The following is a 26,176-nucleotide window of genomic DNA, read 5'->3' as shown; positions in this document are numbered from 1 at the left end:
GATGGTGGCAATCGGTCGCGGACGGCAGCACGCCAAGTCTACGATTTTAAAGCCCCTCGCGCCAGTAGCGCAAGCCTCCAAGTGGCGTAAGCTTCCAGCTTGCGTCCACGCAAGCTTCAGCTTGCGACCCCATCAGCTAACGCGGTGAAGTATTTCTTAGCGGTAGGGCGCGAGCCCTCCGGTGTTTCGGCAACGATGAGGAACCGGAGGGCTTGCGCCCTGCCGCTAACACCTCGTAAAACGCAGGGAATCAATGCTTCACAGCGACCCCATCCGCATCCAGCTTCCGTCCGCAAGTCGGCGGGGAGTCGCAAGCTGGAAGCTCACGCCACTTCAGATTCGGCAGACGTAGTGGCCGCTTTGGCGGCGGATCAGATGGCGGATTTCAAGCACGCTGATCGTTGCCATCACCTGGTGGGCCGGTAATCCGCAGCGGGCGATGACCTGGTCGATCAGGGTGCTGGAGGCGTCGATGGATTCGAGCACCGTGCGTTCGACGTCGTTGAGCTTCAATTCGGCCGGATTTCGCACTTCATGGCCGTCGTCGGTGCTGACGCTGCGAGCCATCGGGCCGAGGGATTCCAGGATGTCGTCGACGGTCTGGACCAACGTCGCGCCGTCGCGGATCAGTTGGTTCGTCCCGCGGGAGGCACGGCTGGTGACCGGGCCGGGCAGCGCCAAGACGTCTCGCCCCAGTTCGCCGGCCTGTCGCGCGGTGATCAATGATCCGCTGCGATCGGGGGCTTCGATGACCAGGGTCGCCAGGGCCAGGGCGGCGATGATCCGGTTGCGCTGGGGGAACATGCCGCCGCGCGGTTTGGCGTACGGCGCGTATTCGCTGATCACGGCACCGTCGGCGGCGATCGCGTCGGCCAAGCCGACGTGCTCGGGCGGGTAGATCTGTCCCAGGCCCCCGCCCAGCACCGCGATCGTCCGCCCGCCGGCCGACAACGCTCCGTCGTGTGCCGCCGCATCGATCCCGCGGGCCAATCCGCTGACCACCGTCACCCCCGCTTTGGCAAGCCCATACGCGATGCGATCGGCTTGGCGGGTGCCGTAGGCGGTGGCGTGCCGCGTGCCCACGATCGCGACGGCCAGTTCGTCGGTTCGGGTCAGCGTGCCGCGGGCAAACAGAATCGGTGGCGCGTCAGACAGGTCTTCCAGCGGTCGCGGGTAGCCGCCGCGACCCTTGCGAAGCAAATCGCAGTCGTGGCTCTGGCACCACTGCAGGATCGAGTCCGTGTCGACATAGTCGGCAGCGGTGCGGATCGTGTGGATCAATTTCGGTCCCACCCCGGGCACCGCCGCCAGTTGGCTGTTGTCGGCGGCCAGCACACGCCGTGGTGAGCCGAAGGTGTCCAGCAGGGCGGTCAGGGTTCGCGGTCCGATGCCCGGCAGCATCGACAGACGCAGCGTGCTGACCGTTTCGTCATCGAGCCCACGATGCTCCGCCGAGGTGATGTCGGGTCCGTCCATGGCAGCGTGGACTCAGTCAAAGGGGTTGAGAAGCGGGTTGGGAGGCGCGTCTACAACAAGATATCGGGTTTTTCGCTGTCCGGGGGGCTGGCGGTTCCCAAGGGCTCTTCAATTGCGGGGAAAAGACCGGCTTCGCTTTCAGCGGCCTTGAGCGACGCCTGGAACTGTTGGACGACCGGGCGGCTGGTCAGTCTGGGATTGATGTGGGGGCGCGCGGCCAGCAGATGCTCTTGCGCCTGTTGGGCCGTCATGTTGCGGTACTTGATCAACCAGCACATCGCAATCGTCGCGCTGCGGGCGCGGCCTGCCTTGCAGTGAATGTAAACGGTATCGTTTTGCAGTTTGTACTTTTGGATGAATTCAACGGCGGCTTCGACGTCGCGCAGTCGAGGGTGCGTGAAGTCGGTCGTGGGGATGTGCAACTGCTCGATGCCGTGCTGTTCATACTGAATGATCGGCCCTTTGTACTCTTCGCATGTGTTGACCACCGCGCGAACGCCTTCGCCTCGCAGCGACGCCACATCGGCAGCGAACGGATAGGCGCCGACGATCACGTGGCTATCAATTCGGCTCCACCAATGACGACGACGCAACACCCGCGCAAGAAGCAGATTCCAGGCGAGTGTCGGCCAAAAAACAGTGCGAGCGTAGAGTCGAGCGAACAAGGTGACGATCGAAGGGGAGTGAGTAGATGCAAATGGGCAGGCCGGGCAACTATCCTACCGCATCGAGCGGAAAACGATAATCGCCGGCACCACGTTTTGACGCTTTCGTCAGCACCGATCCCCGCCTCCCGACTCGTTCCGCTGCGGCGATGCCGTCTATTGGGCGATGCAGTACAGGGCGGAACCGCTACGCAGATAAAGCCGGCCCTCGCTGATCGCCGGTGAGCCGGAAAAGCCCGAATCGTCGCTCAGCGTGTTGGTGTGTCGCACGTCCATCTCTGGCGTGGCGTTGATGACATGCACCTCGCCGCCGGGCGCGACGACGTAGATCTTGCCGTCGGCCAACACCGGGGTCGCGTACTCCTGGCTGCGTCGGTCGCCGAATCCGCCTCGGCCGCCGCCACCGGGCCGGCCGCCGAATCCGCCGCGAGCTCGATCACCGCCGCGGTCACCACCAGGGCCACGGTCGGCGTCTGGGCCGCGGTCACCACCAGGGCCGCGGTCACCACCAGGGCCGAAGCCGCCGGGACGTCCCCCGCCACCGCCGCGACTGGCCGACAGTCGTCGCTGGTTGACCCGCTCGCCTGTCTTCGCGTCGTAGCAGGACAGCACGCCGCTATTGAAAACGTACAGGTGACCGTCGTAGGCGATGGGTGTGGCGAATCGTCCGGGGATATTCGCATCCCAAACGACATGGGACGCATTCACGTCGCCCTTGCCACCCGCTTTGACCGCGACCGCATCCCCGCTGCGACCGCCCACCGCGATCACGACGTCGTCGACCACGATCGGGCTGGCCGAGGCGGTGTTGTCGGTCGTGCCGCGCGAGTACCAACGCAGCTTGCCGGTTTCAGGATTCAGCCCCCAGACCTCTCCCGGCACGGTGATCACCAGATCGGTTCGGTCGCCGGCTTTGACCAGGTTCGGGGTGCTCCAGGTGCTGGCCAAATCGCCCGCCGGTGTTTTCCAAACTTCGTCTCCGGTCGCGGCGTCAAAGGCGAACAGGGTTTCGCTTTCGTCCGATGCGTTGACGATCACCAGGTTTTGGGAATCCGACTGATACACGATCGGGCTCGACGCCGAACCCCAGCGCTGTTGGCCGCTGCCCGTTCCGACGCTCTTTCGCCAGATCTCGTTGCCCTCCAGGTCAAACGCGATGACTCCGCTTTTTCCCAAGAACACGAACACGTGTTTGCCATCACTGGTGGGCGTGTGGCTGGCGTAACCGTGCGCCGGCACCCCCATCCCGCTGTACGGATCTTCCGGCTGGACCGCGTCGATCGTCTTGCTCCACAGCTCCTCGCCGGTCACCGCGTCGTAGCACGACACGTGTCGTTTCAAGTCCTCGATCTGCTCGTTCTCGCCACCGGTTCCGTATCCCGAGTAACTGGTCACAAAGACCTTGCCGGCGACGACGACCGGGCTCGATACCCCTTGGCCGGGGAGGCTGGCTTTCCATTTGACGTTTTCGGTGTCGTTCCAGGTTTCGGGGAGCTGCGCCGAATCGGAACTGATGGAATTGCCCCCTGGCCCCAAGAATCGGGTCCAATCCGCAGCGGTTGTGGCCGAGGCAGCGGCAACCAGGCTTCCCGTCAAAGCGGCGGCCGAAAGGAAACGCTGCCGCAATGTCCACGCACGTCGGTGGCAGGATCGGTCGGTCATGTTAGAAAAGCTCCAAAGAAGGAAAAGAACGGAAAAGCGAAGTCGCCGCACGCGGTCAACGCATCTAAACCCCAGCGAGGCGGCGAAGTTTCGAAGGATCGGTCGCGTCTGTTGCAGATCAGAGGAGAGCCCCCAACGCTCACGGCTTCCGACGGATCTCAGTCGAGCCACAACCCAATGAATCAGTTCTGTCCCTCCCGCCCGGGGACAGACCCCGATGGAAATGCTATCTAAATAGGCCCACCGATAGCAGCGCGAACCCACGGATGGGGAGCAGTAACAAATCCGTGGGTTCACCCTGCCATCCGTGGGTTTTCTCTCTTTCGTGCGCCCGGGGACAGACCCCCGGAGAATTGCTCAGGGCGCCCGGGGACAGACCCCGGGGGCGTTTGGGGACAGACCCCGAGGGCGTTTAGGGACAGACCCCGAGGGCGTTTAGGGACAGACCCCGAGGGAAATGCTATCTAAATAAGCCCACGGATAGCAGCGCGAACCCACGGATGGGGAGCAGTAGCAAATCCGTGGGTTCGCCCTGCTATCCGTGGGTTTTCTCCCTCATGCGTCCCATGCGTCCCATGCGTCCCATGCGTCCGGGGACAGACCCCGGGGGCCTTTAGGGACAGACCCCGATGGGACTGGCCGGACCCCGATGGGACTGGCCGATTGCGAGTCGGAAGCAGCGATGTGGCTCGATTATCATGTCGACGGAGCGATGCGTCGGGGATTGGTGATCAAAATCCATTTCAATGAGGGCGAATTGCCCTCTGCCGCGGGTTGCTCCGTTCGTAGAATGTTTGCGTAATGAAACTGACAACGGAACCTACCAGCGGCGAAATCAAAGCGTCGTCCCCCACCCCAACTCCCCCCACTTCCATCAAGAAATCACTTATGAAACGCATCGCCCTGTTTGCCGTTTGTTGTGCAGTCGTCGCTGCTTTGACGCTGCGACCTGCCGAAGCCGAGCCCTCGCTCGGGATCGGGTCGGATGCCCCCGCGTTGGATATCGAGCATTATTTTCACGAAGACGACACGCGTGTCACCGAATTCAAAGACGGCAAGGTCTACGTGGTCGAGTTCTGGGCGACCTGGTGTGGACCCTGTATCGCCAGCATGCCGCACTTGGCCGAGTTGCAAACCAAACATCGCAACGACGGCGTCCAGATCATCAGCGTCTCGGATGAAACGGTCGATGAAGTCGAGGCCCTGCTGGCAAAACCGTATCCTGGACAAAAGGCCTCCTTCGCCGAGGTCACCGCGGCTTACACGCTGACGACGGATCCCGACGGTTCGACCCAACGCGACTACATGGAAGCGGCCGGCCAGAACGGCATTCCGACCTCCTTCATCGTCGGCAAGACGGGCGTCATCGAGTGGATCGGTCACCCGGGAGAGCTCGATGAACCGTTGGCTGCCGTCTTGGATGACAGCTGGGATCGCGAGGCGTTCAAAGCCGACATGGAGCGCGAGCAGAAGTTCCAGGAAATCCTGCAAGGCTTGGACCAGCTTGCCGGACGCGGACGCTTTGAAGACGCCAGCACCATGCTCGCCGATCAAATCGCCCAGACCAGCGACGCGGAACTGAAAGAACGTTTGACCACGGTGCAACGCGTCGTGCAGCCGCAGTTCAACTTCATGGCCGGCAAAGCGACCGAAGCCGACTTTGCATTCTATCGCGAAGAGCGAAAGGCGACTCAGGGCAACCCGCAAGCGTTGTTCCGCCACGCGATGACGCTCTACAACATCGTCCAGAACGGTGGCAAAATCGGACCCTTGGGTGCCGAGGTGATCGAAGCGTTGACCGTGGAGATGGAAAACGTCGAAGATGACGGCAAGGTCGCGATTCTGGAATTGATCGCGCGCCTGCATGCCGCCGATCAGCGTTGGGACGAAGCGATCAAGGCTGCCGAGCAGGGCGTCGAGCTTGCCGATGGCGTTTCCCGAAGCCAGAAGCAACGCATGAGCCTGTTGCTGGACGACTTGAAGTCGAACGCCGATCAGAAGTCCGCAGGCGATGCCAAGGATGATGCCCAGGATGATGCCCAGGGCGATTCGGAGCCACCGGCAACGGACGAGTGAATCGTTGACTGCTGAACCCTCTCGTCCGCTCGTTGCCTGGATGCAGCTCGTTCGTCTGCCCAACGTGTTCACGGTGTTGGCCGACGTCGGGGCTGCGTTTCTGCTCGTCGGTGGCGGTCCGCTGCCGGTCGCACGATTCGCCCTGGTGCTGGCCGCCGGCGTCGCGCTGTATTGGGCCGGCATGATCCTCAACGATGTGTTTGATTTGGAGAAAGATGAGGCGGAGCGAAAGACGCGTCCGATCGCCAGCGGCGCGATTTCGGTTCAGGCGGCCAAGTCAGCCGGCTGGGCCTGTTTGATCCTGGGCGTGCTGTTGGCCGCGGCGTCGGGATATGTGCCGTCGGCCGATCATGCCACGACTTGGTTGCCGGCCGCGATCGCGCTGGCCCTGGCCGGATTGATCGTCGCTTATGACGGTCCCTTGAAACCCACGCCGATTGCACCGGCGGCGATGGGCGGCTGCCGCGTGCTCAGTTTTCTTCTCGGTGCGTCTCCGCTGTTGGCGATGGATGAGGGTTTGCCCGTGGTGCCACGCTACGTGCTGGTCATCGCGATGGGATTCGGTGTCTATGTGATGGGCATCACCACGGTGGCCCGTGACGAAGCGATCGGTGGCCACCGGATCAACCTCAGGACCGGGTTTGTAGTGATGATGGTCGGCGGAGTGACGTTGGCCCTGGCGCCGAGTTTTTCCCTGGCGGAAACACGGGTCGGCTGGGCGATTGCTTCGACCAGCCAATTCGCGATGCTGATCGGGCTGATCTTCCTACCGATCGCGCTGCGCGGTCTCCGTGCTCAGTTGCATCCCGAACCGGCGGTGATCGGAAATCTGATCCGCATCAGTATCCTGACGATCATTCCGCTGTCGGCGGCGTTCGCGTTTTTGGGTGCCGGGCCCGCGTGGGGTGTGGCCGTGTTTGCACTTGTGGTGCCGGCGCTGTTGCTTGCGACACGTTTGCGGGTGACCTGAGATGACGCCGGGGTTCCATTGCAGCAGTTTGAAGTTTCACCATCCGGTGACGTTGATTCCAAAGCTGGCGGAACTGGGGTTCGGTGCCGTCGCGATCCGGCCGTGTCGTGGCGGCTGGGATCTGGACACGCCGTGGTTTGACTCGGTGTCGGCCGAGATTGCCGCGACGGCCAAGGAGCACGGCGTTTCGATTGTGATTGATCTCGATGCGCCGTTTTACGATGACCCGGAATGCCTGGATGCGTTTTCGTTGGCCAGCCAGGATGCGGCGATCCGAGATTCGGCCGCCGCCAACATCCGCCGCTGGATCGAAGCGACGTCGGAGATGGGGGCCGTCGCGATCACGTTTTCCACAGGCCGCGTGTGCCCGCGCGGCAGCCGTCCCTCCGTCCCCGAGGATCACGGCGAACAGATCCTGGAGCGATTGGCCGGTGCGATCGCCCCCTTGGTCCAACTGGCTTCGCCGCTGGGAGTGAACCTGGCATTGCGACCGGTGTCTGAACACGCGATCGCGACGGTGGCCCATTTCGAACGGTTCGGGCAATGGATCGGAACCGACGCGCCGTTGGGCTTGGCGGCCGATGTGGGAGAGATGTTGTTAGGGGGAGAGTTTCCGATCGGGGCTCGCTTGGCACGGCTGCAGCACCGGCTCAGCTGTGTGTACTTGTGTGAACCGGACCTGGAACGCGGCTGCGATCAACGGTTCGGCCACGGCGATATCGATTTGGGACGGGTCTGGGAGGTGATGACCGAAAGCGGCTACGGCGGCCCGGCGGTTTTTCGCTGTTGTGGGCACGGACGGTTGGGGTTGGTCGCGGCGCGCGAGGCGTTGGCGTTGCTGGATCTTTCGTAATCGATGTTGACTTAAACCCCGTGAAACACGAAAAAAGTGTTTCACGAGGGCGAATCTGCTGGACCACGTTGGTTGGACAGTCGTATCATGAATTTGCCCCCTGAGAGGCGACGTCAGCTGGCGACGCCGGGGCGAGCGGGCGGTCAGGTAGAGACAAGACGATGATGATGGACGTACTGAGTGATCCGGCCGTGAAGGCTGGTCTTGCACTACTGATTTTGATCATCGTGTCTGCCGCCGCATTTTTCCTCGTGGCAAGGTTGCGCGACTACACCAATGGAGACTGGGATTCGACCTCCAGTGGCCTTTTAAACTTCGAAGAAATGCGTTTGAAAGGTGACATCAGCGAGGAGGAATTCCGAACAATACAGGCAGCATCCCACGGAACCGACGAAGGGGACGCTCCTGAGAATCGACCCGACGCCGAGACGGCGCCCGGTCGTAACGATTGAGATCAGCTTCGTCGGAGTGAACCTTCCATTGATTCAATGACGAATCAATTTGTTCTGACGTGCAGGATGCCACCTTTTCCGCAGTTGGCCCTCCCATCTTTCCCTGGGCAATCGGCTTCGGAAACCATTTACCCACTAAGTTTACCAACCAGGGCTCAGGCATCCGTTACGGACGACTCTTTTAAATCACCTCCCGCTCGGAAGTCGATGACCGATCAACTTGATCACTCATCTCCTTCCCAGCAATGACGCAAAAGAGATGCTTGGGCTGTGGGCCGAACCGTTTGAAGCTTTCAATCGGCGCGTCCCGATGGATCGACTGGATACGTAGCGTTGCGGTGACCCGGCTTCGGCCGCCAATCGCAACACTCCCTGCGTGGTCGATCTTCGGACGAGTCTGTTAAAGCACATAAGGAGTCGTTTATGCCCGTCAAGGATAACAACAGTACCACGCGCAGTAGCTCGTCGAACAAAAAGAACGCCTTCTGTTCGTTCTGTCGAAAGAGCTATCGTGACGTCGGTCCATTGGTCGAAGGGCCAGGCGACGTGTACATCTGCGCCGAATGCATTGACCTGTGCCAGTCGATTCTGGAACAGGAAGAGCGTCGTCGCGGTCCCAGCAAGCAATTGTTCAGCGATATCCCATCGCCCCGTAAGATCGTCGAGCACCTGGACGAATACGTCATCGGACAATCGTCCGCCAAGCGTGTCTTGGCTGTCGCCGTTCACAATCACTACAAACGCTTGACCAGTGATTGGGAAGGCAGCAGCGATGTCGAAATCGAAAAGAGCAACATCTTGTTGGTCGGACCGACCGGCAGCGGTAAAACACTGTTGGCCCGCTCGCTCGCCCGCATGTTGGATGTGCCCTTCGCCATCGGTGACGCGACGACGTTGACCGAAGCCGGTTATGTCGGTGAAGACGTCGAAAACCTGTTGCTGAAACTGCTGCACGCGGCCGACTTCGACGTCGAAGCCGCCCAGCGAGGCATCTTGTACATCGACGAAGTCGACAAGATCGGCAAGACCGGCGGCAATGTCTCGATCACCCGCGACGTGTCCGGCGAAGGCGTCCAGCAAAGCCTGCTCAAGATGCTTGAAGGCACCGTTGCCAACGTGCCGCCCCAAGGCGGACGCAAGCACCCCGAGCAGCAGTACATCCAGCTGGACACCAGCAACATCCTGTTCATCGTCGGCGGGACCTTCGTCGGCATCGAAGACATCATTCGAGACCGACTGGGTCACAAAACCCTCGGCTTCGGCGAAGGCGCCGGACGACTGAACGAACAGACGCACAGCGAACTGGTCGCCGAGATTCAAGTCGAAGACGTGATGCAGTTCGGATTGATCCCCGAATTGGTCGGCCGGTTGCCCGTCGTTAGCTACCTGCAAGAGCTGGATGAAGAAGGCTTGGTTCAGGTGCTGCGGGAACCCAAGAACGCGTTGACCAAACAGTTCGAAGCGCTGTTCAAAATGGAGAACTGCGAACTCCACTTCACCGATGGAGCGTTGCACCAGATCGCCCGCAAAGCCCTCAATAAAGGCGTCGGAGCCCGAGGACTGAGAGGGATTCTGGAGGAAGTGATGTTGGACATCATGTACGAATTGCCCGAGCAAGAAGAAGGCAAGGTGTACACGATCGACGAGGAAGTGGTCGCCGGAAAGCAAAAGCTGTTCCAGATGCCGACCACCAAGAGCGCCTAACAGCGACCCTCAATAGCGACGTCCTGATCGCGAATCACTTCTCCACCAAAACGCCGATGGCCTCCCCCCGCCATCGGCGTTTTTTTTTAGCGTTGCCGAGCTGGGGTAACGATCGTCCCCTGCGTCCTGTCAGTTCGCTGCGTGCGATTCTCCGATGGGACCAATGGGACACAGGTGACATTCCCGTCCGGTGCGACTGATGGAGCGCCACGCCCCCTGCCGGTCACCCCGCCCACTGCCTGAGCCATTTCTCCAGGATCAGCAGGTTCCACAAGCGGTAGCCGTGGTTGTTTTCCATCCGCTCGTGTTGGCCGACCAGTCGTTCGACGACTTCGCGGCGGAAGTACGGTGCGATCCGCGCGTCGTCGGCCAACAGCGTGTCATGCACCATCGGCTTGAGCTCCTTTCGGAACCAGGCGCCGATCGGAATGCCGAATCCCATCTTCTTTCGCGTGAAGATCGACTTGGGAATCATCGATCCGAATGCGTCCTGAAGCAGCAGCTTGCCGCGCCGGCCGCGGAATTTTAAATGCACCGGCAGCGAGGCGGCGAACTCGACGACACGATGGTCCAGCATCGGTTGTCGCACCTCCAGTGAATGGGCCATCGACGCGATGTCGACTTTCGTGCACAGGTCGCACGGCAGATAGGACAACATGTCGGTGATCGATGCCCGGGTGACGACGTCGCGGCCCTCGCTGCGATCCCAGATCGCGCCGAGGAACTCGAACGGGTCTTCGCCCGGCAATCGCTGGACAAACTCGTCGGTGTACAATTCCGCCCGCATCCGTTCGGGAAAGATCTGCAGCCAATTCAAATAGCGCCGTGCTTCCGGTTGATCGATCGCTTCCAAAAAACGTTTGGCACGTCGCGTGATCGAATACTGTTTGTTGTTGTCGGGCAATCGCTGGATCAGCCCGATGCCCGGTAGTTTGTGAATCGGAAACATCCTCCGCAGACGCACGCTTAACCACAACGCGCGGTAGCGATCGTATCCGGCAAACAGTTCGTCACCGCCGTCGCCGGACAGCGCCACCGTGACTTCGCGGCGCGTCAGTTCGGACAGGTACCAGGTCGGCACGGCGGATGAATCGCCGAACGGTTCGTCGTAATGCCAAACCAGTTTGTCGATGATGTCCACGCCGTTGGGCTGGACTTCGAAGCGTTGGTGGTTGGTCCCCAGGTGCTCGGCGACTTGGGCCGCGTAGCCGGTTTCGTCGAAGTCGGCGATCGGGAATCCGATGCTAAAGGTGCGGATCGGCGTGTCGCCTTCTTGGCGCTGGGCGATCGCGGTGATCAAGGACGAATCGATGCCGCCGGACAAGAACGATCCCAACGGCACATCGCTCTGCAGACGCAGACGGACCGAATCGGACAGCAATTCGCGCAGCCGTTCGACCGCTTCGCCCTTGCTGCGGGGCACTTCGACGGTCGGGTCGAAATCCCAATACGGCTGGACGACCAGTTTGCCTTTTTCGAAGATCGCGACATGGCCCGGCGGCAGTTTTCGAACGCCCTTCCAAATCGTTCCCGGGTGCGGGATATACTGATAGGTCAAGAATTCATCGATCGCCGCGGGATCGATTTCATTGCAGACACCGGGGACGGCCGCCAGGCTTTTCAGTTCGCTGCCGAACACCAGTCGATCGCCGACCAACGCGTAGTAGAGGGGTTTTTGTCCGATCCGATCCCGCGCCAGCACCAGTCGGCTGCGGCGCGTGTCCCAGATCGCGATCGCGAACATGCCATTGAGTTCGGCAAAGCAATCCGTGCCGATGTCTTCATACAGGTGCAGCACCGATTCACCGTCGCCATGGGTGGCAAATTGATGGCCGCTGCCTTCGAGCCGATGGCGGAGGTCTTTGAAGTTATAGATCTCGCCGTTGAAAACCATTCGCACGCCACCGTCCTCGTTGGACATCGGCTGTGGGGCACCTTCGACATCGATGATGGACAGGCGGCGAAATCCGAGTGCGACGCCGTAGCGACGTCCTTGGCCGTCGCGTTGATCGTTGTCAATCCAAACGCGGTCGTCGTCCGGACCGCGATGCGCGATCGCGTCGGTCATCTGCTTCAGCAGTGACCGATCGACACGAAGAGACTCGCTTTGCCATACCGCTCCGGTGATTCCGCACATTGAGTCAGATCAGCCTTGGTCCAACTGGGGAAGCACCGCTTCGATGGCATCGACCATCTCACGCATGGTTTGAAATCGTTGTTGCGGCTTCTTTTGAATCGCCCGCATGACGATTTCGTCGGCCGCCTTGGGGATCTTGCGTTCCGGTGACTTTTCGCTCGGCGGAGGCACTTCGCCGGAGATGATGTTGCGAAACGTCTGGTCGATGTTGGCGCCCCGGAACGGTTCACGGATCGCCAACAATTCGTACATGCAGACGCCCACGTTAAAGATGTCGCTGCGTTCGTCGATGGTCCGTGTGCCTTGGATTTGTTCCGGCGACATGTACAACGGGGTGCCGGGGCGCTGGCCGCCGCCGGTCAGCGTCAACAATTGCTGTTCGTCTTCTTCTTTCTGAAGCTGGGACGCGTCGTATCGCGTCACGGTTTGGTCATCCATCGATCCCCAAACCTTCGCCGTGCCCCAATCGAGCAGATAGACTTCGCCGAAATTGCCCAGCCAGATATTCTCGGGTTTGACGTCACGGTGGATCACGCCACGTGCGTGGGCATAAGCCAAGGCCAAACAGGCGTCCGCGAGTGCCGAGATCCGGCGAACTTGGGGGTAGCGTTTGGCGATTTCTTCATCCCCGCGGGCAATCTGCTTGAGAATCTCGAACAGGTTGACCCCCGAAATCAGCTTCATCGTGAAGTAGATGCCATGCACCAAGTCGTTTCCGATTTCGTAAACCGGGATCGTGTTGGGGTGTTGCAGCTGGGCGGTGACACGGGCCTCGCGAAGCAGCCGGCGTTTTTCGTTGGGGACATTCCGGTTGTCGCTGTGCAACATTTTGATCGCCACGGTCCGGCCGGTGACGGGGTCGAAAGCTGCACTGAGGACGCCGTTGCCGCCCCGGGCGATTTCACGGAGCCCCGAGTAGCGGCGTATTCCGGACGGCAATTTGCGTGGAAGGTCGGGGTCGGTTCCAGACAGGATGATGGTCGGTTCGTTCTGCATCACGCTCGCCAATGAAGATAATGGACGCCACCATTCTAGCGCACCCGCAGGGACTCGGTTAGCCCAGCAGAAACGTGACCGGTTTGCCCCAGATGGGCCGCCCCCGGATGGCCATTCGGTCCGTCGAAACCGCCGTCATTTCGTCGTCCGGGCGCGCGGTCCCAGTCGCCCGAACATGCGGTCCAGCTCGTCACGGCTGAAAAACAACGCCGTCGGCCGGCCGTGCGGGCAGTGATGGGTGTCGTTGTACAGGTCACGCTGTTCCAACAGGGCGCGGATTTCTTCAGGCCGCAGCGGGTCGCCGGCTTTCACGGCCGCCTTGCACGCGATCGTCGAAAGCAAATGATTGAGCAATTCGATCGGTTCGGGTTTTTCGCCGCCCCCGAGCACCGATTCCATCAGCGTCCGCAGCATGTCCGCCGGCGGCTTGTTCTTGAGCATCGCCGGGTACGATCGAATCACAATCGTATCCCCGCCGAACTCTGCGATTTCCATCCCGATCTGCGCCAAGGTTTCCTGGTGGTCCAACACCGCCGTTCGTTCGGCCGGCGTCATCGAGACCGGCTCGGGGACCAGCAGCCCTTGCGATTCGAGTGATTGACCGCTCTCCAAGACTTTGGTTTTGACCCGCTCGTACAAGACGCGTTCGTGCAGCGCGTGCTGGTCGATCACGACCATGCCTTTTTCGTCTTGGGTGACCAGGTAGCGGTTGTGGACTTGAAACCCGAGATGGCAAACGGCGGGGTGGTCGACTCCGGAATCTTCCGGCGATGCGGCTTGTGGGCCATCCCAGGGCGCCACGTTTTCGTCGCTCGCCGAGTCGGTCGTCGCCGTCGGAGACCCCTGGTGAGGCATCGAGGGTGAGCCGCCACCGGGGAACGGTTGAAAGCTGGGGACCGAACCGAACGAGGGAATCGAACGAGCCGCGACGTCTGGAGCGGATCCCATCGCCGATCCGCCGCTGGAATCGTCACCGCGGGCGGGCGAGACGAACACGTCGGATGGGTTGTTTCCAGTTCGCGCCCATTCGATCACCGATTGCCGATGCGCCTGCTCGGCTCGAACCGGCATCCCCAGTTCACTGCGGGGCGCCGGCGTCAGGTCCGCGTCGTCGGCAACCGGCGCGGGGCCGACCCGCTGCGTCATGTCGGTGGTCAAGAAGTGGTGTCGCAGCGTCTGCAACAACCGGCTGTAAACTCGGCCGCCGTCGGTGAAACGAACTTCCAACTTGGTCGGGTGCACGTTGACGTCGATCAACTCCGGCGGCATCGACATCCGCAAGAAACAAACCGGGTGCCGGCCGACCATCAACAGCCCACGATAGGCCTCGCCCAAGGCGTGCTGCAGCGAACGGTCGCGGATGTGTCGGCTGTTGAGGAACAGATACTGCATCCGCGAATTGCCGCGGCTGACCGACGGGTCACAGACGTAACCCTGGACATGGATTTGCGAGTCGTCACTGTTGATCGGGATCAACGCGTCGGCGATTTCGCCGCCGAAGAACGCCGCAATCCGCTCGCTCCACCGCTCGGTCACCGGCAGGTCATACAGCGGTTTGTCATTGTTGTTGAGCACAAAGTGGATGTGCGAATTGGCCAGCGCGATCCGCGTGAAGGCCTCCACGATGTGCCCTTTTTCGGTTTGCGCGGTTTTCAAAAACCGATGCCGAACCGGCGTGTTGAAGAACAGATTGCGGACTTCCATCACCGTTCCGACCGGGCAACCACAAGGCTGTGGTGGATCGATCACGCCGCCGCGGACTCGAATTTCGTTGCCCGCAGTCTCGCCGTCGGTGCGGCTGCGGATGGTCAATTGAGACACGCTGCCGATCGACGCCAACGCTTCACCGCGGAACCCGAGCGTGGACACGTGAAACAAGTCCTCGTCGGTCGGCAGCTTGCTCGTCGCGTGACTGGCCAACGCCAGCGGCAATTGCTCGGCCGTCATCCCGCAACCGTTGTCGCTGATGCGGATCATCTCGGTGCCGCCGCCGACGATCGAAACCTCGATCCGAGTCGCCCCGGCGTCGACGCTGTTTTCCAACAATTCCTTGACCACCGACGCGGGCCGCTCGATCACCTCCCCGGCGGCGATCTGGTTGATCAGATTGGGGGGCAATTGGCGAATCGTCGGCAATGTTTTAGCTGTGGCTTCCATGCCCGCAATTTACCCCTCCAAGCCCAACAGACCAACCGGCGAAACCGAAACGCCTCCAGAAAGCCCGCCTGGCTGCTAGCAAGACGCCCGCCGGGGTCGCGTCGAATGCATCCGCCGGCGGTGCGGCAGTCTGCGCTCGTAAAGGAGGTGATTGGTGAGCTTGAGCGTGCGGGCTGGCCGGGTCCGAGGGCGCCGACGTCATTTGCTTCGACACCCTTCGGGGTCGCGTTTGACGGGGGACCGGATTTCCGGAGGTGTCGCTTCGCTCACCTCCGGCTACTGGCTTGGACCCCGTCGGGGTCGTGCCGCGCACTTTGGCGTCAGCCGGTTCTCGCCAGCGTCCGGGCGGCGCTAATCAGCACGCGTCCGGTGGGGCCCGTGGCCTGACGGCCGGCGGCTCAAGTGTTGCATCAACGTCCCTTCGCGTTGGCGGTCTGAATCGGCGTCAGATTCCCCCGGCAACGTCGATGAACTGGCCCGTGGTGAAACTGGATCGATCCGACACCAACCACAGGATCGCTTCGGCGACCTCCTCCGATATGCCGGGCCGCCCCAGCGGAAGCGTGGCGCCGATTCGTTGAGCCCGTCCCGGTTCTCCGCCGTCGGCGTGGATTTCCGTCTCGATGACCCCCGGTCGGACCGCGTTGACCCGGATCCCTCGGCCGGCAACCTCCTTGGCCAAACCGATCGTCAACGAATCGATCGCTCCCTTGGATGCCGCATAGTCGACGTATTCGTCGGGTGACCCGGTGCGCGAGGCGATCGAGGACACATTGACGATGTTGCCGCCGTCGTTCATGCGTTGGATCGCTTCGCGGCAGCAAAGAAACGGACCGATCACATTGACGGAGAAAATTCGATTCAAACGATCGGCCGTGATCGCTTGCACCGTCGCCTGCGGTTCCAGAATTCCCGCATTGTTGACGAGCGCATCGAGACGTCCCCAGCGATCGTCGACCGCCGCAAACAGCCGTCGGATCTCGTTCTCATCCGAAACGTCAGCCTGAACGGCGAACGCGTCGCCTCCGTCGGCAACGATTTGCTCCACGACCGCCTGGGCCGCATTCGATCGTTGGCGGAAATTGACCGCAACGCGATAGCCGTTGCGGCCGAGAAGCCTCGCCGTCGCGGCGCCGATCCCGCGACTCGCCCCGGTCACGATCGCGACCTTTTCAGTCATCTTGCTCGTCTCCATTGTGGCACGTCGACAACACCTTGAGATTTAGCACGTGTGGCAAAGCAGACGACTCAGTCGGCAACAGTCGCGAACATGGCCCAAATCAAGCAGATCATGCTCGCGAGATAGCAGCACCACCACAACAAAAACCCGAAGGAACCCGTGGCAGCCTGAACCATCAACCCGCCGGCAAAGAGCCCGAGGGAGGCCACCACTCTGGTTCGCGCCGACACCGGCTTGGCCGGGCGTTTTCGATACGGCGATTGCAAGTCACGCAAGTCATCAGGGTTGACGACTTGCGTCGGCCGGTAGGGATTGGGCCCGTTCATTCGAACTTGAACGTCAGTTGAACCTGTGCCGAAAGCGTTTGTTCGCCGGTTTGAATGGGAACCGACGAACGGGATTCGGCCATCGCCATGAAACGCATCGGTCCGGGCTGGTTGCCGCCGGAGTGGTCGCGGATTTCCACCAGTTGGCCGAGCTTGACGCCGGCTTCCTTGGCCATCAAGCCGGCTTTGCGCTTGCCGTCACGGATGGCTTTGTTGCGGGCTTCGTCCATCAACGTTTCTGAATCGGCGATCGAAAAGCTGATGCCGTTGATTTGGTTCGCGCCGGCCGTGACGACTTGATCGAGCACGACGCCAAGCGATTCGATTTTACGCACCCGGACATGGACCTGGTTGGACACCCGGTAGCCATCGATCTTGGGCGGCTCGCCGTCGGGATTGCGCATGCGTTGGTAGCGCGGCGCGACGTTGAAACTGGTGGTCTGGATGTCTTTTTCGGCGATGCCAAGCTGTTTCAGTTTCTCCAGCAGTCGCTTCATTTGATCGTTGTTTGCGACCAGCGCCGCTTTGGCGCTGTCTGCCTCGACCACAACACCGACATTGATCTCGGCCACATCGGGCACTCCGTTCACCTCTCCCGTGCCGCTGACGATGATCACCCGGTTGGCGGTGCTGGTTTCAGAGTTCGGCTCCTGAGCACCGATCCCCAACGGAAAGAGCAACAGGGCAGCGACAAATGTTAAACGCGTGTTCATAAGTTGAGTTCCATTTTGTATCAGACAGGGCAGCTGCACCGGCGTGGCGGTCGGTTGCAAGCAGCTGCTCCAAATTCACACTAATGGACCATCGAAGAAGCGTCAAATGAAGGTGTGTGGCAGGCAAATTGGGTTGCCTCCGCCAGAGGGTGGGGCTGCTGTGTTTGCCACGCGCCGGCGGAATGGGCGAGGCCCCAATGGGATCGGCCGGGGCAGTTATACTGCGTCGGTTGCAAAATGATTCAGTCCATCACGCGGGGGCGTTCTGACGTGCCGACTCTCATGCTCTTCCACGGCTGCCGATCCAATCGTTCTGCGGCATGCCTACTCTTGCTTGCCGTCTGTTTTACCGGGTTGCACACCACGCCAACGCTCATTGCACAGGACGACAGCGCGCCAGCCGAGCCACTCTCGATCAAGCTACTGGAAATGGATTTGACGGCGACCGCCAAACTGTTTGCCCGGCATGACTTGGATGACGATGGGGCGCTGAGCAAATCCGAGTACGAGCGGCTGAAGTGGACCAGCGAAGACATCCGCCCGTTTGATCTCAATCGCAGCGGTGACCTGCAGCAAGTCGAAGTCACGCTCAAACTCGCGGCCGAACGTGAACGTGCGGGCATCGTGCAGATGGATTCGATTTTGGCCGACCGTTACACCAAGCGATATGACAGCAACCGAGACGGAAAGTTGCAGTTGAGGGAACTGGAGAACAATACGTTTTCAGATCAGATCGAAAGCTACGATCGAAATTCCGATGACGAACTCTCTGCCGATGAATTGATTCGTGGATTGGCGTTTGAACGCAAGTTTCGTGATGAGTTGGGTGTCAAGGGTTGTGACCAAGGCGGTGCGATGGCGCTGATCAATCAAGGTGATCTCAATGGAGATCGTCAGTTGGGCGGCGATGAACTCGGCGCCGTCGACTTGGATTCGGCAACGATGAAGTTCGATCGAAACGACAACGAATCGTTATCGGTCTCGGAGCTGGCCGAATACTTGGCCGACCGCCGCATGCGGATGGGGATGACGCCCTCGGATCAATTGCTCGCCAGAAATGTGATCCGACGCAGCGACCCAGACGGCGACGGTTTAGTGCCGGCGAACCTGTTTCGCCAAGCCGACCCAGACCCAGACCCAGACCTCGGTAGCCCCGACGAAAACGGTGACGGACTCCTGTCGCTGTTGGAAATCGAAACGTATTTGGCGAAGCAGCGAAAGCTGCTGGGGTTCGACGACGAATCCGCCAACCGGGCATCGATCTTGATCGCGAGAAATGATTCCAACGGCGATCGCAAACTGTCCAAGGCGGAGCTGAAGGCCAGTGGGGCCAACCGTGACAGTCCACTCTTCCCTGAAAAACTCAGTCTGATCGACCAAGACGGCGATGCTGCGATCGATATGAAGGAACTGGCACGGTTCATCCAGAAGACCCGGCGGCCGTGAAGGCGGGAAGTTGCCGTCGGTCAGGTCGTCGTGCATCTCAAAGGAGATCGGGTCAAAAAACTGAGTGGTCAAAAAATGAAGCATCCGGCGGGTGAGAACGCAGGCACTCACCGATGCCGGTGGAAGCTACTTGTCCCCGCCGCCGTCAACAGCGGCAAGGAACTGGTCGATCAATCCTTCCGGTGCTTTGACCACATGTTCGGGGCCAGGAAACTGTCCGCTTTTGACATCGTCGATATAGTCTCGAAAGCCCCCGACGCGCTCCGCCTGCATCGCCTGTTCCATCTTGAACAGGTTCCGATACTGTTTGGTGTGTCGTGGATAGGGAGGAGCGTGGTTGCCCAAAATGTCTTCGGCGAACATGAATTGAATGTCACCGCCACTGCCTGCACCGATGGACGACGTCACCAGGCGGGTGCGTTTGGAGATCTGTGCAAGCAGCTCGGCCGGTACGACTTCCACTTCCACCGCCCAGGCTCCTGCTTCTTCAAACGATTGAATCTGCTCGTAGACCCACATCGCTTCTTCGATCGTTTTGCCGACCGCCCTCAGGCCTCCCGTCCAGGTGCTCAAGCGGGGCACCAGGCCGGCGTGCGCTTCCACCGGAATTCCAGCGTCCGAAACGGCTCGAATGAATTCGGGTCCCCATTGGCACATGATTCCATCGGCGCCGAGTTCCATGGCGTCGTAGCCGGCACGCACCGCTTCGGCCGCGGTCGCAATCTTTGTCAATCCGATACAGAACGTCATGAAGGTGTGCGGCGCTGCGTTTCGGATCGCAAGTGCACTGGCCGGATCCGCTGGATCAAATTTGACTTTCAGCGTGTCGATTCCTGCCTCTTCCGCCGCCGCTGCCTCGCGCGTCGTAAACGGCATGGTCTCGGTGAGGACCGCTTTTCCTTTCAAATCTTGAAGATGCTTGATCGTATGGTTGCGGGTTGCGTAGGCCCCACCGAGTGTCATCGTCCGGTGTAATCCTCGTTTGTGCGCGTCTCTGGGAGGCAGTGCGTTGGGTGGGTTTGCGTCGGAGTTCATCGATTTGATTTTCTGTTCCAGAGAAGAAACGGCAATTGGTGTGGGATGTCGCAAAACATATCGCACCGCTCGAAAGGAATCAAAGCGAGCGTCGCTGCCGTCGCCAGACGGCGGTACCAAGTCGGCTATACTCCAACAGGGAATCCCGAGTGGTTCGTCCCTTTCAGGAGACCGGTACGCATGCGTCGCATTTGCCGAATTTCAATTGTCGTCTTGGCGTTCGCGCTCTTCGCGGGCGACCATGCCACGGCTCAACCCTTGGTCTACACCGCAGAGAGTCTGGAAAGCTGGATCATCAACGCGGACCGTGTTTGGATTGCCAGGGTCGTCAGGGTCCGCGACGAGCCGATCCCCGGCGGCTCGGAGAAGCCTGGCATCACGATCGCAGTGGAGGAAACGCTCAAGTACCCGATCTTCGAGCAACATCATGAGAAAATGGGGCTGTTCGTCGAACACCCGACGGCGCGGTTCAAAGACGTTGAGGAGCGTTCCAGTCGTCTGCTGATCGCGCACAGCGATCATCACCAGTTCTCGCCGAAATTGATTGAGTTGACGCCGGGCAAGATCGAAGTCCTTCGGGCTGATTTCACGATCCTGCGCACACCTGAGGCGGTCCTCCAGGCGGCCAGGGAGATCATCGGCCGCGTGCCACCCAACGTGCGGCAACTGCATACCGTTTGTTTGACGATTCCACCGGACGTGCCGTTCGATTCCAAACGGGGACCACACGGGCAACTGATCGTGCCCGTGGACGAGCCACTGGAGACGCTGGCGATCGGATGGCTGAACTCCGAAAACTACTCCAGCCGATCGAAAGCCGCCGAGGTGCTACGGTACTTCAAGTCCGAAGCCAACATCGACCGACTGCGCGGGCTGCTGCAGGACACGGGGTACAGCGAACAGACGGCCGACGATCGAACCCGCACCAAGTACTACGGCGTCCGCGACCAAGCCTACCAAACGCTCAAGGCCTGGGGAATCAACGTCGAACGCCCCGTGATCATCGAGTCCAACCGCGGGCAGGATCAGTAGGTGCGACCAGTTCCCGTGACACTTCAGAGCCGGCCGGGGAAAAGAGGTAAGAAGATTTGGGAGGTAAGAAGATTTGGGAGGTAAGAAGATTCGGGAGGTAAGAAGATTCGGGAGGTAAGAAGATTCGGGAGGTAAGAAGATTCGGGAGGTAAGAAGATTCGGGAGGTAAGAAGATTCGGGAGGTAAGAAGATGAATCCCCGCAGCGATCCCCGGTCGTCGGCAATTTTCTTACCTCCGAAATTTTCTTACCCTCCGTTTTCGATCGACCGGTGGCGTTGTTTCCGGGCATCAGTCGAGTGACCATCGGCTTGGAGGACCTGCGCGGAACATCTGACCGATTGCTCCCTTTTGTCCCATTGTGAGCTCGGCCCTGCTTTTTGTGCTGTTTGAAACGGCTAAAATGCAGAGCATTCAAGGGGGACAAAATGGCAAGCTTTGATAAACTCTCGTACTTTCTCCGCGCACCCGCCTATCCCGTGATTGTTGATGTTGATGGAGTGTTGGTCGCGGCAAAGTCAGCAAAGACGCTCTACGAAAAACTTTCACCGCTCGAGCTTGTCGAAAAGAAGAACTACAGCTCAATTGACCGGACCGGTGATCCTTGGATTTTTGTTGTGATGGAACGTACGGCGGTTCTCTCGCCGTTCACTGTCGAAAAACCTCGAACAAAACTGGATCTCATTCGCTGGTTCAACCATCGCAAAAATAAACCGGTTGACGAAGTGGAGTACTCCGAGAAATCGTTGTCTTCAAAGAGGCGTGATTTCATCATTGCTGAAATTGCAGACCGACTGATCGATGCCCAGAAGCGAAGCGCATCGCGTCGAGGCTAGTTGGTTGGCCGATGGACCGACATCGGAAACGGCTAACGGCAGCGTTACACACGCTCGCCGCGCCGGCGACGCCGTCCATTGTGCGAGGCAGGTTCCGACAACTCGGTCTTCATCTGCCGTTGCAAGATTCCCGCTTGCTCGGTCATCACGGCTGCGAAATCGGTGGATGACTCGTGCATCCACTTCATCAACGAACTGACGACCAGCTCTTTCAGGTAGGCGAACGAAAACGCTTCGGTGATTGCGGCGATCGGATCGACTTGTTCCGCCGTCCAGCCACACTCGCCGGAAAGTCGTTGTTGCCAGTCGGCGAGATACTGGCTCCGTTCTTCGAGCGCAGGAAGATTGAAGTGGTACTTGCGATCAAAACGGCTGGGGCGGTCGATGATTGCCGAATCGATCCGCTCGGCGTGATTCGTCGTGGCGAGGACGATCATCCCGTGGTTCTGCTCGAAACCGTCCAGCTGATTGAGAAAGAAAGATCGGTTTTCGTCATTGACCAGCGAGTCCAAGTCTTCGAGGACCAGGACGCAAGGGCGAAGTCCGCGGGCGCGGTCAAAGACTTGTTTCCACATCTGCTCGGGCGTGTAGTACTGATGGCTCAGGCTCTGCACGTAGAGGCTCGAGATGTCCAGTTCTTTCACGAGCGCGCGGGCACAGTGCGTCTTTCCGTTGCCCGGCGGGCCGATCATCAATGCGCCACGCCGCCAAGCAATGCCGAGCCGGGTGTAGCGATCTTCGGCTTCCAGGAACTGTTGAAAGTCGTTGCGTATCGCATCCTTCATGCCGTCGGCCAGGATCAGATCGTCAAAGGATGCCGATCGAGTCGCCTCGTACAGGCTGTGGCTGCGGTTCCATCGGCCGTTGGAGAAGACCAGGATCGCGTTCCCCGGCGCGTGCGTCTTTCGCTCGACATCGAGAATGAAAGCGTCGGCGATCTCGGCCGACTCGGCGACGACCCAGTCACGGCTTTCGCCGCCGCATCCGGCTTCCCATTGCAGATGCACGACGTGGATGGAGTGGTCATTCCATGTCACCTGCCAAACAACCTGTTCATAGCTGGAAAACAGGCGGTCGTAGTCTTCACCGCCCCAATACCGAAACAGGCTCGGCCGCGGCTCTGCAAGCGGCTCGAGTTCGCAGTGCCCCAGCCGCGCGAACTCCTCCACCTCGAGATTTCGACAGGGCACCACCGCCTGGTCGCCTACATGGCCCAGCAGAATCGACTCAGCCTTGACGGCCAGCGCCGATGGATTGTCACCTAACGCCTCAGAGATAAATGTTGAAGGAAGCATAAAGTTTTGTATCGCTTATCGTGTCGCGGACCGGCCCTTCTACCAGACCCAGCAGCTCAACTTAGGTTCGGTCAGTACCCGATCTGCGGACCAAGTTGGCGCCGAATCAACGCGGAGTCGAAGCTCCTCGCCAAAGAGAATCTCGTTCGCCCGCCCCGAAATCAGACACCGACGCGCGGTGGCCAACCGTCTGGAATCAACAGCCTATCGGCCGAGACAATGGCAAGCAAGAATCGGCACGACTTAGAAACAATCGGAATTCTGGAACCTTTACTTCGGTGGACGCAGCATGGGATTCAGCCGCAGCGTTACTCTTCTTCGACAAGTGCCTCGGGAGTCTTCCATGGAGTGCCGAGGATGAGTCCGCCCGGACGCGCGTAGATGTCAGCCTTGAAGTCGTAGATTGGCGTAAACTGAGTACGGAAGTCTGAAAGGCCACACTGGAAGAAGTCGCTTGGCAGTTCATCTCCAAGACGCCAGTCAAGGACCCAGTGATGGTGTTCTTGCTTCTGGCCGAATGGGCTTCCCGAGGCCATCTTCAACACGTAGGGAAGGAATTTTCCTGACGGATGCTTTTTCCACTTGATCTCGGTTTCGCCAAAATGGTCAGGCCTGTTCGTGTCTTTGCTTTTGAACGTGACTTTTACCGGGAGGTAGTCGTATGCTTTGCCCTGTACTAATTCAATTTCAAAATCATGAACTCCGGATTTCCACCGCCATTTGCTCCTCACATCTCCCTGGGTCACCTTCGCTGCCTCAAGCAGTTCTGATTTCTGCAGGTAAGTTCTTTCGATCCAGCCGTATTGGTCATCTCCATTCCCGACAAACATCGGGTGAACGATCAGCGTGTCGAAAACGGAAAGCCGGACGCCGGTGAGACGCTGTTTCTCCATGAATTCATTGATGGACTGGTTTGCCTCACGCACCTTGTAGGGTCGTCGCGAAGCGGAGCCGTAACGTCCCATCGCCTTGTCCTTGCACTTGTAGAACTCCACCCAGTACTGATGTTCATACGTTCGGCTGGTGGATTCTGGCCCCATCACCTTGCAATGGGAAAGGTATTCGAGTCCCCGATTGCTGTCGGCGGCAAAGAACTTGTAGATTCGGTTGATCTGGAGAGGCGGCCTTGCAACCGACGCATCATAGATTACTTGGCTTTCTCCTTGGATCATCAAGGAGTACCTTTTCAGTGTGCTGTCGCGTAACAGGGTTAAATCGGCGATTCCCTGAAATGCGATTTCCTCCGCAGTGCTCGGCGCCTTGCGATTTTCGGCGAGGCTTGGTGTCGAGGCCAGGAAGGATAAAAAGCACAGCGTGATTGAACGGTGATGCATGCGAGCCCTCGTTTTTGACTCTGCTCACGGTGAAGGTATCCACCGTGAGCAGAACGGTTGAAAGAAAGTGGCGTTACCACCCGAAGCATTGAGTTCCGCTTAACTCGACCCAGTCGACGGCATCTTCAAATGAAGGATTGAGGATGTCGCCTTCGCATTTGAAGTATGTTTCATGTTCGTTGCACTCACAGTCTCCTTCCAAGCCGCACTGATAAGTATCTGGATTTGCCTCGTCAGGCTCGCGTCCTTCTTCATTGGTGTTTGCGTCTCGCTGCTCCTTTACCTCTTGATTGTAATCGTCTCCATGGTAGTGCCAGCTCTTCCCTGCGCAAGCAGCTGCCGTCGTTGGATTTCCACACTGGTACGTCTTTACTCCTCCGGATTGATTGGTCCAGCATGTTTCAGTGTAAAATGTTGAGCACACGCGGATCATATTGTGAGGAACGATGTACCTGACACAGTCAAACTGTGCATTCGCAGCAGGGCCGATAGCTGCAGCCAAGATGATGGTAAGTAACAGACGCATTTCATAACCCCTTTTCTAACGAACGAACTTTAAACCGAAATTCGATGTCTTCGCACGATGCGAGGAGAGTCTCGCCATCCTTCAGGTCAATTACATCTTTCCCGCTGAATGTCAAGATGACCGACTTCGTGTTTGAAACGGCAGATGCCGTGAGGATCCGGATGGGCATTGAGTTTTCCGACACCGACTTCAGCCCGATTTTCAACGTCCCATCGCCTTCTTTCGCCTTCGATGCAATGCTTTCGATGTCACCGAAGAGAAACAGTCGGAAATCCTTGTCGGGGTGGATGAACACCGTGCTCGGAACACTTCTAATCCTGCCGGGATGCTTGAGTGGTATGAGGAGCGGTGTGAGCTCAAGTCGTTCTCTGTTTGGACGCAGGACAAACGTCCTCAATTGAAGATTGTCTATAAACCTTGTGTCGTCGGTCCATTGGAAGGTCAGTTTGGTGTTCTCGCCGATCGTTCGGCTGTCAACGATGGATGCATAACCGCCAGACACTTCAAATTCTAAGGCGGAATTTCTGTAGTTTTCGTCATGCATGACGATCTCGATTGATCCTGTGCCACCATCGGGGAAAACGAGCTCGTCCGCGCACGTGACACGGGGAGCCAGTCTTCCTTTGAGATTGATCGTATGGAATCGGCCAGCGAGCTCAAGACTCACCTTCTCGGAAAAGTTGCCGACTCCTCTTTTCGCAACTTGTAGCAAGACGTGTTTTTGGTCTCCGGGAGCAATCGAGCCGTCTTCTGGCGTTGCGAGCGTGCATCCGCACGAGGTTATCATGTTGCCCACGCGTACTGGCTGCGTGGCATCGTTGTTTACGATGACACGACCCTGGTGGATTGTTCCAGAAAAGCTCTTTCCAAGGTCAACAGTGCTCTCGGTCGGTCCATCGGAGACCATGATTGTTCCGAACAACGGTAGCTGGCTCACTTCCGTCTTGCTAAGCAAGATTTCTTGTGTCGGTTTCGCTTCTTCAGCAACTGCAATGATTGTCAGCAGGCTGGTGATCGCGACGCCCCAAAACGACATCCGTACGAGCATTGTTTGGCTCCATGATTAACGAGCCAGCCACTCACGACGCAAATCCCGCTGCTGCGCACATTGAAGTATCAAGAGTGCTTGTTGCGCAGCATGCTTAGAGTGCCCCAGTTAAATAGCCGCCTCTCAATGGTGTTGTTAAGCAACCGGAGCCATTGGAAGCGGTGCGGTCTGCGTCTGTCAATGAAAAACCAGTTTTTTTGAAGGATAAAGTTTCAGAGCAGTGTTCACCCAATCGCGTGCAAATGTTTGGGGTGCATTC

Annotated in this window: 22 protein-coding genes; 8 read left to right on the top strand and 14 right to left on the bottom strand. The window is 59.2% G+C overall.

What is annotated here, in order from left to right; genetic code table 11:
• Nucleotides 1–333 precede the first annotated feature (333 nt).
• From dprA to TBK1r_RS36305, 3 genes are all read right to left on the bottom strand, one after another.
• Nucleotides 334–1,476 (bottom strand): DNA-processing protein DprA, encoded by a 1,143-nt coding sequence (gene dprA, locus TBK1r_RS36315; RefSeq protein WP_145221001.1) that lies wholly within the window; start codon nt 1,474–1,476, stop codon nt 334–336.
• A 50-nt stretch (nt 1,477–1,526) separates the two neighbouring features.
• Entirely contained in the window at nt 1,527–2,141 is a 615-nt protein-coding gene (locus TBK1r_RS36310; protein ID WP_419580740.1) for a phosphatidylglycerophosphatase and protein-tyrosine phosphatase 1 family protein, read from the bottom strand.
• A 156-nt stretch (nt 2,142–2,297) separates the two neighbouring features.
• Nucleotides 2,298–3,803 (bottom strand): outer membrane protein assembly factor BamB family protein, encoded by a 1,506-nt coding sequence (locus TBK1r_RS36305; protein ID WP_145220995.1) that lies wholly within the window; start codon nt 3,801–3,803, stop codon nt 2,298–2,300.
• Between the two features lie 888 nt (nt 3,804–4,691).
• Between TBK1r_RS36305 and TBK1r_RS36300 the strand changes: the two genes are divergently transcribed.
• The 5 genes from TBK1r_RS36300 to clpX all read left to right on the top strand — a co-directional run bounded on the left by TBK1r_RS36300 (nt 4,692) and on the right by clpX (nt 9,858).
• Nucleotides 4,692–5,879, top strand: a complete 1,188-nt coding sequence (locus tag TBK1r_RS36300) for a TlpA family protein disulfide reductase (protein ID WP_419580739.1) — start codon at nt 4,692–4,694, stop codon at nt 5,877–5,879.
• Between the two features lie 4 nt (nt 5,880–5,883).
• Nucleotides 5,884–6,849 (top strand): UbiA family prenyltransferase, encoded by a 966-nt coding sequence (locus TBK1r_RS36295; protein ID WP_419580738.1) that lies wholly within the window; start codon nt 5,884–5,886, stop codon nt 6,847–6,849.
• 46 nt (nt 6,850–6,895) lie between these two features.
• Nucleotides 6,896–7,702 (top strand): sugar phosphate isomerase/epimerase family protein, encoded by an 807-nt coding sequence (locus tag TBK1r_RS36290; RefSeq protein ID WP_419580737.1) that lies wholly within the window; start codon nt 6,896–6,898, stop codon nt 7,700–7,702.
• A 161-nt stretch (nt 7,703–7,863) separates the two neighbouring features.
• Nucleotides 7,864–8,154, top strand: a complete 291-nt coding sequence (locus TBK1r_RS36285; protein WP_145220983.1) for a hypothetical protein — start codon at nt 7,864–7,866, stop codon at nt 8,152–8,154.
• Between the two features lie 423 nt (nt 8,155–8,577).
• Nucleotides 8,578–9,858, top strand: coding sequence for an ATP-dependent Clp protease ATP-binding subunit ClpX (gene clpX, locus TBK1r_RS36280; RefSeq protein ID WP_145220979.1), 1,281 nt, complete (start codon nt 8,578–8,580; stop codon nt 9,856–9,858).
• Between the two features lie 223 nt (nt 9,859–10,081).
• On the opposite strand, the gene asnB is transcribed toward clpX, so the two are convergent.
• The 6 genes from asnB to TBK1r_RS36250 all read right to left on the bottom strand — a co-directional run bounded on the left by asnB (nt 10,082) and on the right by TBK1r_RS36250 (nt 17,367).
• Nucleotides 10,082–11,995, bottom strand: a complete 1,914-nt coding sequence (asnB, locus tag TBK1r_RS36275; protein ID WP_145220976.1) for an asparagine synthase (glutamine-hydrolyzing) — start codon at nt 11,993–11,995, stop codon at nt 10,082–10,084.
• A gap of 9 nt (nt 11,996–12,004) precedes the next feature.
• On the bottom strand, nt 12,005–12,991 hold the full coding sequence (locus TBK1r_RS36270; RefSeq protein WP_145220973.1) for a serine/threonine protein kinase: 987 nt from the start codon (nt 12,989–12,991) through the stop codon (nt 12,005–12,007).
• A gap of 135 nt (nt 12,992–13,126) precedes the next feature.
• On the bottom strand, nt 13,127–15,148 hold the full coding sequence (gene mutL / locus TBK1r_RS36265) for a DNA mismatch repair endonuclease MutL (RefSeq protein ID WP_145220970.1): 2,022 nt from the start codon (nt 15,146–15,148) through the stop codon (nt 13,127–13,129).
• 445 nt (nt 15,149–15,593) lie between these two features.
• Nucleotides 15,594–16,328, bottom strand: coding sequence for a glucose 1-dehydrogenase (locus TBK1r_RS36260; RefSeq protein WP_145220967.1), 735 nt, complete (start codon nt 16,326–16,328; stop codon nt 15,594–15,596).
• Nucleotides 16,329–16,396: 68 nt separating this feature from the next.
• On the bottom strand, nt 16,397–16,654 hold the full coding sequence (locus TBK1r_RS36255; protein WP_145220964.1) for a hypothetical protein: 258 nt from the start codon (nt 16,652–16,654) through the stop codon (nt 16,397–16,399).
• Nucleotides 16,651–17,367 carry an SIMPL domain-containing protein gene (locus tag TBK1r_RS36250; RefSeq protein WP_145220961.1) on the bottom strand — a complete coding sequence of 239 codons (717 nt, stop codon included), beginning with the start codon at nt 17,365–17,367 and terminating at the stop codon, nt 16,651–16,653. Before TBK1r_RS36250 ends, TBK1r_RS36255 begins: the two co-directional genes overlap by 4 nt.
• Nucleotides 17,368–17,697: 330 nt before the next feature.
• Between TBK1r_RS36250 and TBK1r_RS36245 the strand changes: the two genes are divergently transcribed.
• Complete coding sequence (locus tag TBK1r_RS36245) at nt 17,698–18,813, top strand: EF-hand domain-containing protein (protein WP_145220958.1); 1,116 nt, start codon at nt 17,698–17,700, stop codon at nt 18,811–18,813.
• A gap of 126 nt (nt 18,814–18,939) precedes the next feature.
• Here the strand turns inward: TBK1r_RS36245 and TBK1r_RS36240 are convergent, their stop codons facing one another.
• Nucleotides 18,940–19,848: a 3-methyl-2-oxobutanoate hydroxymethyltransferase gene (locus TBK1r_RS36240; RefSeq protein WP_419580736.1), complete on the bottom strand. Its 909-nt coding sequence runs from the start codon at nt 19,846–19,848 to the stop codon at nt 18,940–18,942.
• 180 nt (nt 19,849–20,028) lie between these two features.
• On the opposite strand from TBK1r_RS36240, the gene TBK1r_RS36235 reads away from it, so the two are divergent.
• Nucleotides 20,029–20,880, top strand: coding sequence for a hypothetical protein (locus TBK1r_RS36235; RefSeq protein ID WP_145220955.1), 852 nt, complete (start codon nt 20,029–20,031; stop codon nt 20,878–20,880).
• A gap of 426 nt (nt 20,881–21,306) precedes the next feature.
• Nucleotides 21,307–21,714: a hypothetical protein gene (locus tag TBK1r_RS36230; protein WP_145220953.1), complete on the top strand. Its 408-nt coding sequence runs from the start codon at nt 21,307–21,309 to the stop codon at nt 21,712–21,714.
• Between the two features lie 44 nt (nt 21,715–21,758).
• On the opposite strand, the gene TBK1r_RS36225 is transcribed toward TBK1r_RS36230, so the two are convergent.
• The 4 genes from TBK1r_RS36225 to TBK1r_RS36210 all read right to left on the bottom strand — a co-directional run bounded on the left by TBK1r_RS36225 (nt 21,759) and on the right by TBK1r_RS36210 (nt 25,917).
• Complete coding sequence (locus TBK1r_RS36225) at nt 21,759–23,009, bottom strand: AAA family ATPase (RefSeq protein ID WP_145220950.1); 1,251 nt, start codon at nt 23,007–23,009, stop codon at nt 21,759–21,761.
• Between the two features lie 308 nt (nt 23,010–23,317).
• On the bottom strand, nt 23,318–24,343 hold the full coding sequence (locus tag TBK1r_RS36220; protein WP_145220947.1) for a hypothetical protein: 1,026 nt from the start codon (nt 24,341–24,343) through the stop codon (nt 23,318–23,320).
• A gap of 73 nt (nt 24,344–24,416) precedes the next feature.
• Complete coding sequence (locus TBK1r_RS36215) at nt 24,417–24,869, bottom strand: hypothetical protein (protein ID WP_145220944.1); 453 nt, start codon at nt 24,867–24,869, stop codon at nt 24,417–24,419.
• Between the two features lies 1 nt (nt 24,870).
• Nucleotides 24,871–25,917, bottom strand: coding sequence for a DUF1573 domain-containing protein (locus TBK1r_RS36210; RefSeq protein WP_145220941.1), 1,047 nt, complete (start codon nt 25,915–25,917; stop codon nt 24,871–24,873).
• Between the last annotated feature and the right edge of the window lie 259 nt (nt 25,918–26,176).

Origin of the sequence: Stieleria magnilauensis (assembly GCA_007753675.1) — a bacterium.
In the GTDB taxonomy this organism is placed as follows: domain Bacteria; phylum Planctomycetota; class Planctomycetia; order Pirellulales; family Pirellulaceae; genus Stieleria; species Stieleria magnilauensis.
Note: the sequence above shows the minus strand (reverse complement) of the source record. Positions and strands in the feature narration are given on the sequence as shown.